The 10,793-nt window shown below is 56.8% G+C and carries 8 protein-coding genes; 7 read left to right on the top strand and 1 reads right to left on the bottom strand.

Going from position 1 to position 10,793, the window contains the following annotated elements; genetic code table 11:
* Positions 1-100 precede the first annotated feature (100 nt).
* The gene (locus AQS70_RS03915; protein ID WP_055101614.1) at positions 101-2,038 is read left to right on the top strand and encodes a RecQ family ATP-dependent DNA helicase; all 1,938 of its coding nucleotides are present in this window, start codon (positions 101-103) and stop codon (positions 2,036-2,038) included.
* 70 nt (positions 2,039-2,108) lie between these two features.
* Here AQS70_RS03915 and AQS70_RS03910 read toward each other — a convergent pair whose 3' ends face one another.
* Positions 2,109-3,473: a formimidoylglutamate deiminase gene (locus AQS70_RS03910; protein WP_055101613.1), complete on the bottom strand. Its 1,365-nt coding sequence runs from the start codon at positions 3,471-3,473 to the stop codon at positions 2,109-2,111.
* A gap of 145 nt (positions 3,474-3,618) precedes the next feature.
* On the opposite strand from AQS70_RS03910, the gene hutC reads away from it, so the two are divergent.
* From hutC to hutI, 6 genes are all read left to right on the top strand, one after another.
* A complete protein-coding gene (gene hutC, locus AQS70_RS03905; protein ID WP_162233869.1) occupies positions 3,619-4,329 on the top strand; it encodes a histidine utilization repressor in 711 nt (236 codons plus the stop codon).
* Positions 4,326-4,898, top strand: coding sequence for a HutD/Ves family protein (locus tag AQS70_RS03900; protein WP_055101611.1), 573 nt, complete (start codon positions 4,326-4,328; stop codon positions 4,896-4,898). The genes hutC and AQS70_RS03900 overlap by 4 nt, the downstream gene beginning before the upstream one ends.
* A 274-nt stretch (positions 4,899-5,172) precedes the next feature.
* Positions 5,173-6,870 carry a urocanate hydratase gene (gene hutU / locus AQS70_RS03895; protein ID WP_055101610.1) on the top strand — a complete coding sequence of 566 codons (1,698 nt, stop codon included), beginning with the start codon at positions 5,173-5,175 and terminating at the stop codon, positions 6,868-6,870.
* A 30-nt stretch (positions 6,871-6,900) separates the two neighbouring features.
* Positions 6,901-8,433, top strand: coding sequence for a histidine ammonia-lyase (gene hutH, locus AQS70_RS03890; RefSeq protein WP_055101609.1), 1,533 nt, complete (start codon positions 6,901-6,903; stop codon positions 8,431-8,433).
* A 77-nt stretch (positions 8,434-8,510) separates the two neighbouring features.
* Positions 8,511-9,911 (top strand): amino acid permease, encoded by a 1,401-nt coding sequence (locus AQS70_RS03885; RefSeq protein ID WP_055101608.1) that lies wholly within the window; start codon positions 8,511-8,513, stop codon positions 9,909-9,911.
* 27 nt (positions 9,912-9,938) lie between these two features.
* A partial coding sequence (gene hutI, locus AQS70_RS03880; protein WP_055101607.1) for an imidazolonepropionase occupies positions 9,939-10,793 on the top strand: 855 nt, incomplete at its 3' end.

Here is a 10,793-nt window from a genome sequence, read left to right as displayed (position 1 = left end):
GTATCATCCCCTCTCAAGTTGCCCCCCCGACCGTTTCTCGATTCGCCGCAAACCCTGGGTTACGGTTCAGCGCTTTGCAGCGGTCAATGGAGTGACAGTGATGCACAACATCCTAGAACAGGTTTTTGGCTATCCACAGTTTCGCGACGGGCAAGAGACGGTCATCAGTGCGGTGTTAGCCGGTCGCTCGGCGGCGGCGATTTTCCCCACTGGGTCGGGTAAGTCGCTGTGCTACCAATTGCCTGCATTGTTGCTACCGCACCTGACGTTGGTGATCTCACCGCTCTTAGCGCTGATGCAAGACCAGTTGGGGTTTTTGCAGCGCCACGGCATTGCTGCCGCCAGCATCGACTCGGCGCAAAGCCGCGATGAGGCCAATGCGGTGATGGCTAGGGCCAAAGCTGGCGAATTGAAGATCCTGATGATTTCCGTTGAGCGCTTGAAGAACGAGCGCTTTCGCAACTTTCTGCAGCAGGTGCCGATTTCATTGCTGGTCGTGGACGAGGCGCACTGCATTTCTGAGTGGGGGCATAACTTCCGCCCGGATTATTTGAAGCTCCCGGACTACCAGCGCCAGTTCAATATCCCGCAAGCACTGCTACTAACGGCCACCGCCACGCCCAACGTTATTGTCGATATGCAGCGCAAATTTGGGATTTCCGATTCGGACGTCACCACCACCGGCTTTTACCGTGCCAACCTTGATCTGTGGGTCGAACCGGTAACTGGCGCGGCCAAGCGTCAGCGTTTGGTCCAGTGGATGGGCTCGCGTATCGGCCAGCCCAGCATTGTGTACGTGACCTTGCAAAAAACTGCCGAGTTGATTGCCCTGCATCTTAGCCAGCAAGGGATCAGTGCCAATGCCTACCACGCCGGTTTGCCCCACGAGCAGCGGGAAAGCATCCAGCGCCAGTTCATGGCAGGTCAGATCAATTGCATCGTCGCCACCATCGCTTTTGGTATGGGCATCGACAAGAGCGACATTCGCAACGTGGTGCATTACGACCTGCCCAAGTCGATTGAAAACTACAGTCAAGAAATCGGTCGCGCCGGTCGCGATGGCAACACGTCCGACTGTCTGGTACTGGCCAATCGCGACAGTCTTAACGTGCTGGAAAACTTTGTGTATGGCGATACCCCCGAGTTAGAAGGCATTCAATATGTGTTGGATGAACTCAGTGCGGCGATTCCCGAAGGCCAGTGGGAATTCATGCTGTTGCCGTTATCCGATCAGAGCAATATCCGTCAGTTACCCCTCAAAACCTTGTTGGTGCAATTGGAGTTGCGCGGTCTGATTGCCCCGCGTTACGCCTACTTTGCCGAATACCGTTTCAAGTTTCTGATTGAGCCCGATGCCTTGTTGGCCAAATTTGAAGGCGAACGGCAACAGTTTGTGGCGGCCATTATCCAAACCTCCAGCCGCGCCAGAACCTGGGCCACGGTGAACTTTGACGCGCTGCACGAGCTGCATCAGGCTGAGCGCAATCGGGTGGTTAAGGCATTGGATTACTGCCAGGAGAAAGGCTGGATCGAGCTTGAAAGTAAGCAGATGACCGAGGTTTATAACGTGCGAGTGACGGGCATTGAGGTGCAGACACTGAGCCTTGAACTGCATCAGTATTTCACTGCCCATGAGCGCAGTGAAATTGCGCGCATCCACGCAATGTTGGGGTTGTTTGCCAGTGATAGTTGCCTTAGCCATCGACTGGCTCAGTATTTTGGTGATGAACAGGCGCCGCAGCAGTGTGGGCATTGTTCAGTGTGTGCGGGCCAGATAGCGCGATTGCCTGAGCCACCAGCGCTGACGCCGCTTGTGGATAAAAACTTCGATGCGTTGTGCAGCGCTTTTATCCACAAACACCAGGAATACACCGCAAGTTATCCCCAGCCGGAGCGCCTGACCCGGTTTTTATGCGGCATCAGCGTACCGTTATTCACCAAGCTCAAAGCACGGTCGATTCCGGGCTTTGCCGCGTTGGAAAACTACCCCTATGCCGAGGTGCGCGACTGGGCTGCGCAGCACTTAAACCCTGTGTAGGAGCTGCCGAAGGCTGCGATCTTTAGAGGATCAAAAGCTCGCAGCCTTCGGCAGCACCAAGGGATATGGATTACCCCAACAATTCGCACAGCACACGGACAAAGTCACGGCTACTCACTTCCTCATCGGCATGGCGCCTGTCGCGCACTACCCATTGACCATTCACCACCACGTCGCGTACCTGGCGATCTCCCCCGGCAAACAACCAGCGATTGAGAATTGCATCCTCATGCGCCGTTGCCAGATACGGATCGTTGCCGTCGAGCACCAACCAGTCAGCACGCTGGCCCACGGCTAATCCGGCCACGGGTTGCCCCATCGCCTGTGCGCCGCCTGCTTGGGCCGCGTCATACAAGGAACGCCCGATCATCGGCTGGTCACTGCGGTACAGGCGGTTGCGTCGTTGATCACGTAAACGCTGGCCGTATTCCAGCCAGCGCAACTCTTCAACCACACTCAACGACACATGGCTATCCGAGCCGATGCCTATGCGCCCGCCTTGGGCGAGGTAGTCCACCGCTGGGAAAATACCATCGCCCAGATTGGCCTCTGTGGTCAGACACAGCCCGGCCACGGCTTTGCTCTCGGCCATGAGCCGCACTTCATCCGCTGTGGCATGCGTGGCGTGTACCAGACACCAGCGCGCATCGACCTTAACGTTGTCATGCAACCACTGGATCGGGCGTTTACCGCTCCAGCTCAGGCAGTCGTCGACTTCTTTTTGCTGTTCGGCAATATGAATGTGCACCGGGCATACCGTGTCGCTGGCGCGCAGCACTTCGTGCATTTGCTCGGGTGTGACGGCCCGCAGCGAGTGAAAACACAGGCCCAGCTGTTGCGCAGGTTGTTGCGCCAGTAGAGGCTTAAGCTGCTGCTGCAAGTTTAGGTACTGCTCAGTGCTGTTGATAAAGCGCCGCTGGCCCTCATTGGGTGCTTGGCCACCAAACCCCGAGTGGCTGTAGAGCACGGGCAGCAATGTCAGGCCAATACCTGTCGAGCGTGCCGCTTCGCTGATACGCAGCGCCAATTCAGCCGGGTTGGCGTAAGGCTGGCCCGAAAGATCGTGATGCACGTAATGAAATTCGGCGACCGAGGTGTACCCGGCCTTGAGCATTTCGATGTACAGCTGGCGGGCAATCACGCCGAGTTGCTCGGGGGTGATTTTGCCCACAAGGCGATACATCAAATCGCGCCACGTCCAGAAGCTGTCATTGGGGTTACCGGCCACTTCGGCCAGCCCAGCCATGGCTCGCTGAAACGCATGTGAGTGCAAATTAGGCATCCCCGGTAACACGGGGCCGTTCAGACGTTGAGCGCCTTGCGCGTCAGCATTGGCTTGAATATGAGTCAGACAGCCACCGGCATCGACCTCGATGCGGACATCAGTAGCCCAGCCTGTGGGTAACAGCGCACGTTCGGCGAAGAAGACGGACATCGGTTCGGCACCCTATTCTTGAAATTTGTATATACATATACAGACGTTTGCCTGCTGGGTAAACTCCGGCAAGCTACGCTTCTTAACTGATGAACAAGGATTGCCTGTGTCGACTCCGCCTGACGTGCCCTCGCTGGCCGCCCACATGGGCGACAGTCCAGCTCCGCTTTACGCTCGCGTAAAACAGATGATCACCCAGCAAATTGCCAGCGGAAACTGGCCGCCGCACTACCGCGTGCCTTCTGAAAGTGAGCTGGTCAGCCAGTTAGGTTTCAGTCGTATGACGATTAACCGGGCTCTGCGTGAAATGACCGCAGATGGCTTGTTAGTGCGCATGCAGGGTGTTGGTACGTTTGTGGCCGAGCCAAAAACGCAATCTGCATTGTTTGAAGTTAACAACATCGCCGATGAAATCGCCGCCCGTGGCCACACCCATACCTGCAAAGTCATCAGTTTGGCTGAAGAGCTTGCCGGCTCCGAGCGCGCGGCTGTACTCGACATGCGCGAAGGGCAAAAGGTCTTTCACTCGCTGATTGTGCATTACGAAAACGACATTGCCGTGCAAATTGAAGATCGTTTCGTCAATGCGCTGGTGGCGCCGGACTACCTCAAACAAGACTTCACTCAGAAAACGCCTTACGCCTACTTGTCTCAAGTCGCACCGTTGACTGAAGGTGAGCACGTGGTCGAAGCGATCTTGGCTGACCCGAAAGAGTGCAAGCTGCTGCAAATTGAAACCAGCGAGCCTTGCCTGCTGATTCGCCGCCGCACGTGGTCGGGCCGACAGCCCGTGACGGTCGCACGCTTGATCCACCCCGGTTCCCGTCATCGCCTGGAAGGACGTTTTAGCAAATGAGCGACTTAACTGTATTGCGCGCTGTCGATTACCCGCGCATGCCGTGGAAGAACGGCGGTGGCAGTACCGAAGAAATCACCCGCGATGCCGGTGAGGGGCTTGATGGCTTTGGCTGGCGTTTATCCATTGCAGACATCGACGAGTCGGGCGGTTTTTCGCGCTTTGATGGCTACCAGAGAATCATCACAGTGCTGCAAGGCGCCGGGATGCAGCTGCAGGTTGACGATGTACGGAGCCGGGTATTGTTACCTTTTGATGCTTTCGCCTTTAAGGGGGAGAGCGGTGTCAGCTGCACGTTGATGGATGGAGCGATCCGCGACTTCAACCTGATTTACGCGCCGCAGCGCTTTAGCGCCCGTTTGCAATGGCTGGAGGCAGGTAATCGGTTCTACAGCTCGGCGCAGACAGTGCTGATCTTTAGCGCCGATGAACAGTTGGACGTCGGGCTGGGAAACATCACACGTGAACAGCTGGGCTGTTACGATTGCCTGCAATTGAACGACAACCGCGAGTTGTTAGACATCGAGGTCTCCGGCCGCTGCTGCGTGATTGAGCTAAGTACCCGCTAAAGCCTTGTAGGAGCGAGCAAGCTCGCTCCTACAGATGCAAGTGCACCCGCGGTGTTACCAAATACCTCAAAAAGCGCCTTTCGGTAACATCCTTTCGTTGGACCTTCCTGGTTCATACAGAAACCTCCTACATCTACAAACACCTTTATCTTCGGGCCTGAAAACGAAATTAAGCTTTTTTCATCTGAGGCAATTGCACATTGGCCGCTTACTTGCATATGCTTGTATGTACAAGTACATAAGTGTGCATCTGTCTAATGCTGAGGAGTTACCCGTGACTTCAACTACCCCTAAATCGCCTGCTGCGTCCACCCGTCATCGTGAGGGTGAAATCCGCGCTGCCCGTGGCACACAACTCACGGCTAAAAGCTGGATGACTGAAGCCCCCTTGCGGATGCTGATGAACAACCTTGATCCGCAGGTTGCTGAAAACCCGACTGAGCTGGTGGTGTATGGCGGTATTGGGCGAGCGGCGCGCAACTGGGAGTGCTACGACAAAATCGTCGAGAGCCTGACCAACCTCAATGATGACGAAACGCTGTTGGTGCAATCGGGCAAGCCGGTTGGCGTGTTCAAAACCCACAGTAATGCGCCACGGGTACTGATCGCTAACTCCAACCTAGTGCCGCATTGGGCCACGTGGGAACACTTCAACGAACTCGACGCCAAAGGCTTGGCCATGTATGGCCAGATGACCGCCGGTAGCTGGATCTACATCGGCAGCCAAGGCATCGTTCAAGGCACCTACGAAACCTTCGTCGAAGCCGGTCGCCAACATTACAACGGTAGTTTGGTCGGTAAGTGGGTGTTGACGGCCGGTTTGGGCGGTATGGGCGGTGCCCAACCGTTGGCCGCTACTCTGGCGGGCGCCTGCTCGCTGAACATTGAATGCCAGCAGAGCCGCATCGACTTCCGTCTGGCCACTCGCTACGTCGACGAGCAAGCCAGCGATCTGGATGACGCCTTAGCGCGCATCGCCAAATACACCGCTGAAGGTAAGGCGATTTCCGTCGCCCTGTGTGGCAACGCGGCTGAACTGCTGCCAGAAATGGTACGCCGTGGTGTCCGTCCAGATATGGTCACCGACCAGACCAGTGCCCACGACCCACTTAATGGCTATCTGCCAAAAGGCTGGACCTGGGAAGAGTACCGCGACCGTGCTGTAACTGATCCGGCGGGCGTGGTCAAAGCCGCTAAAGCTTCGATGGGTGAACACGTTGAAGCCATGTTGGCGTTCCAGAAAGCGGGCATTCCAACCTTCGACTACGGCAACAACATCCGCCAAATGGCCAAAGAAGTGGGCGTTGAAAACGCGTTTGACTTCCCAGGGTTTGTTCCGGCTTACATCCGCCCACTTTTTTGCCGCGGTATCGGCCCATTCCGTTGGGTTGCGTTGTCGGGCGATGAACAAGACATCTACAAAACCGACGCCAAGGTAAAAGAGCTGATCGCCGATGATGCCCACCTGCACAACTGGCTGGACATGGCTCGCGAGCGCATCAGCTTCCAAGGTTTGCCAGCTCGTATTTGCTGGGTCGGCTTGGGCCAGCGCGCCAAGCTGGGTCTGGCGTTCAACGAAATGGTGCGCAGCGGCGAGCTGAAAGCTCCGATTGTGATTGGTCGTGACCATCTGGACTCCGGTTCTGTGTCCAGCCCGAACCGTGAGACTGAGTCGATGCAAGACGGCTCGGACGCTGTCTCCGATTGGCCACTGCTCAACGCATTGCTCAACACCGCGAGCGGCGCGACCTGGGTCTCGTTGCACCATGGTGGTGGCGTAGGCATGGGTTTCTCGCAGCATTCGGGCATGGTGATTGTGTGCGACGGCACCGACGAAGCGGCTGAGCGCATTGCTCGCGTATTGCACAACGACCCGGGCACTGGCGTGATGCGCCATGCTGATGCGGGCTACCAGATCGCCATCGACTGCGCGAAAGAACAGGGTTTGAACCTGCCGATGATTAACGGCTAACCCACACGCACAACCTGTAGGAGCTTTATTGTGAATCGTTTAAACCTGATTCCGGGTCAGTTAAGCCTTGCCCAGCTGCGTGACATTTATCAGCAGCCGTTGACCCTCACACTGGACGACAGCGCTTCGGCGCAGATTGACGCCAGCGTGGCATGTGTAGAGCAAATTCTGGCCGAAAACCGTACCACCTACGGTATTAACACCGGTTTTGGTTTGTTGGCTTCGACCAAAATTGCCAGCACTGACCTAGAAAACCTTCAGCGCTCGTTGGTGCTGTCGCACGCGGCCGGGGTTGGCGAGCCGCTGAGCGACGATATGGTGCGCTTGATCATGGTGCTCAAGGTCAACAGCCTGAGCCGTGGCTTCTCCGGGATTCGCCGCGTTGTCATCGACGCGCTGATCGCGCTAATCAATGCTCAGGTGTACCCGCATATTCCGCTCAAAGGCTCAGTGGGAGCTTCGGGTGACTTGGCTCCGCTGGCGCACATGTCGTTGGTGCTGTTGGGCGAAGGTAAAGCCCGTTACAAGGGTGAGTGGCTAGATGCCGTCACTGCCCTGAAACAAGCGGGCTTAGCCCCACTGACACTGGCCGCCAAAGAAGGTTTGGCCTTGCTCAACGGCACTCAAGTATCGACCGCTTATGCACTGCGCGGGCTGTTCGAAGGCGAAGACTTGTTCGCCGCCGCCATCGCGTGCGGTGGTCTAACCGTAGAAGCGGTGCTGGGTTCGCGCTCACCATTTGATGCCCGCATCCATGCCGCACGCGGCCAGCGCGGGCAAATCGACGCCGCTGCGCTTTATCGCGGACTGTTGGGCGAGCGCAGCGAGGTGTCTGAGTCGCATAAAAACTGCGACAAAGTACAAGACCCGTATTCCCTGCGTTGCCAACCACAAGTGATGGGCGCCTGCCTGACCCAGTTCCGTCACGCGGCTGAAGTCTTGGCGGTTGAGGCCAATGCCGTTTCGGATAACCCACTGGTGTTTGCTGAGCAGGGCGATGTGATCTCCGGCGGTAACTTCCACGCCGAGCCGGTTGCCATGGCAGCGGACAACATGGCCTTGGCGATTGCTGAAATAGGCTCGCTGAGTGAGCGTCGTATCTCGCTGATGATGGACAAACACATGTCGCAGTTGCCGCCATTTCTGGTGGCCAATGGCGGTGTGAACTCGGGCTTTATGATCGCGCAAGTGACCGCTGCTGCACTGGCCAGCGAAAACAAAGGGCTGGCGCATCCGCATAGCGTTGATAGCATCCCGACCTCGGCTAACCAAGAAGACCACGTTTCCATGGCCCCGGCAGCAGGTAAGCGCCTGTGGGAAATGGCCGAGAATACTCGCGGCGTTTTGGCTGTTGAGTGGTTGGCGGCGTGCCAAGGGCTGGACCTGCGCGACGGTTTGAAAACCTCGGACAAGCTGGAAGTTGCCCGCACGACCCTGCGCAGCAAAGTTGCAACCTATGAGAAAGACCGCTTCTTTGCACCGGACATTGAGGCAGCCATTCAACTGCTGGCTTCGCGTTGCTTGAACACGCTGATGCCCGCTCAGGTTCTGCCGAGCCTGTAACTCCCGAAACGCAGAGCACGCCTATAGGCGTGATCTGCGTATCTGTTTTCGCCGACAAAAATAATTAGGGACGCGAAATGCAAAGCCAAACTCAAGGTTTGAAGCGCGGGCTATCTGCTCGTCACATCCGTTTTATGGCGCTGGGCTCAGCGATCGGGACGGGTCTTTTTTATGGTTCAGCCGCCGCCATCCAAATGGCTGGGCCTGCTGTTCTGCTGGCTTACCTGATCGGTGGGGCCGCGGTTTTCATGGTGATGCGTGCGCTGGGCGAAATGGCCGTGCGCGACCCTGTGTCTGGCTCGTTCGGCCATTACGCCAGCACCTACTTGGGCCCTATGTCCGGTTTTATCCTGGGCTGGACCTATGCGTTTGAGATGATCATCGTGTGCCTGGCGGATGTCACCGCCTTCGGTATCTATATGGGGTTTTGGTTCCCCGATGTGGCGCGCTGGATCTGGGTACTGGGTATCGTGCTGCTGATCGGCGGTTTGAACCTGTGCAACGTCAAAGTCTTTGGCGAAATGGAGTTCTGGCTGTCATTGCTTAAGGTCGCGGCCATCGTGGCGATGATTCTGGCCGGCTTCGGCATCATGTTGTTTGGCATTGGTACGTCTGGCACAGATTCAGCAGCGACCGGACTTAGCAATTTGTGGGCCCATGGCGGCTTTATGCCCAATGGTGTTGGCGGCTTGATCGCCTCGTTTGCCGTGGTGATGTTTGCCTTCGGTGGCATTGAAATCATCGGCATCACCGCCGGTGAAGCCAAAGACCCACAACGTGTTATCCCCAAAGCGATCAACGCAGTGCCATTACGTATTTTGTTGTTTTACGTGCTGACACTGTTCGTCTTGATGGCCATTTACCCGTGGACGCAGATTGGCAACCAAGGCAGCCCGTTTGTGCAGATCTTCGACAGCCTAGGCATTAGCTCGGCAGCCACCATTCTTAACATCGTGGTGATCTCGGCAGCGGTATCGGCTATCAACAGCGACATCTTCGGCGCTGGCCGCATGATGTATGGGTTGGCCCAACAAGGTCAGGCGCCAAAAGGCTTTGCCCAAATATCCCGTCATGGTGTGCCGTGGATGACCGTATTAGTGATGGGCGCCGCGCTGTTGATCGGGGTGTTGCTCAACTACCTGATCCCGGACGACATCTTCTTGGTGATCGCCTCCATCGCGACCTTCGCCACCGTGTGGGTGTGGTTGATGATTCTGGTGACCCAAGTCGCCATGCGCCGTTCGATGACCCCTGAACAAGTCGCCGAGCTTAAGTTTCCGGTGCCGTTCTGGCCGTATGCGCCGATTGCCGCCATCGTGTTCATGGTGTTCATCTTTGGCGTGCTGGGGTATTTCCCAGAAACCCAAGCCGCGTTGATTGTAGGTGCCGTCTGGATTGTGTTGCTGATAGTGGCTTACTTGCTGTGGGTCAAACCTACTGCGGGTCGTGCGCTTAAGGTGGCCTCCGAGGTTTCCTGAGTATTTGATTATTGACGGAGTGAGCGGATGAAAACGCTTTGGCAACACTGCAACGTCGCAACCATGGCCAATGGCACGTACTCGATTATTGAAGATGCGGCCATTGTTACCTGTGACGGCTTCATCGAGTGGGTAGGCGCGCGTCTGCAACTGCCACCCGGTGAGTATGAGCAGACGTTTGGCTTGGAAGGTGCGTGGGTGACACCGGGGCTGATCGACTGCCATACCCACACGGTGTTTGGCGGCAATCGCAGTGGCGAATTTGAGCAGCGTCTGCAAGGCGTGAGTTATGCCGATATCGCGGCGGCCGGCGGAGGAATTGCCAGCACCGTGCGTGCGACCCGTGCTGCCAGCGAAGACGAATTGTTCGCCAGTGCGCGTCAGCGTTTGCTGTGTTTGCTGCAGGACGGAGTCACCAGCGTCGAGATCAAGTCCGGTTATGGCCTGAGCCTTGAGAGCGAGCGCAAAATCTTGCGGGTGATTCGTCGTTTGGGCGAAGAGCTGCCGGTGACGGTGCGCAGTACCTGCTTGGCGGCGCATGCCTTGCCGCCTGAGTACAAAGACCGCGCCGATGACTACATCGAGCATATTTGTACACAAATGCTTCCCGTGCTGGCGGGTGAAGGGCTGGTGGATGCGGTGGACGCATTTTGCGAGTACTTGGCGTTTTCACCGGCGCAAGTCGAACGAGTGTTCAAGGTGGCGCAGCAATTGGGCTTGCCGGTCAAACTGCATGCCGAGCAACTGTCTTCGTTGCATGGTTCAAGTTTGGCGGCGCGTTATCAGGCGTTATCGGCCGACCATCTGGAGTTCATGACCGAAGAAGACGCCATCGCCATGGCCCAGTCGGGAACCGTGGCGGTGTTGTTACCGGGAGCGTTT

It is taken from the genome of Pseudomonas endophytica (genome assembly GCF_001411475.1).
GTDB lineage: Bacteria > Pseudomonadota > Gammaproteobacteria > Pseudomonadales > Pseudomonadaceae > Aquipseudomonas > Aquipseudomonas endophytica.
This window is presented reverse-complemented; position numbering and strand designations above follow the sequence as displayed.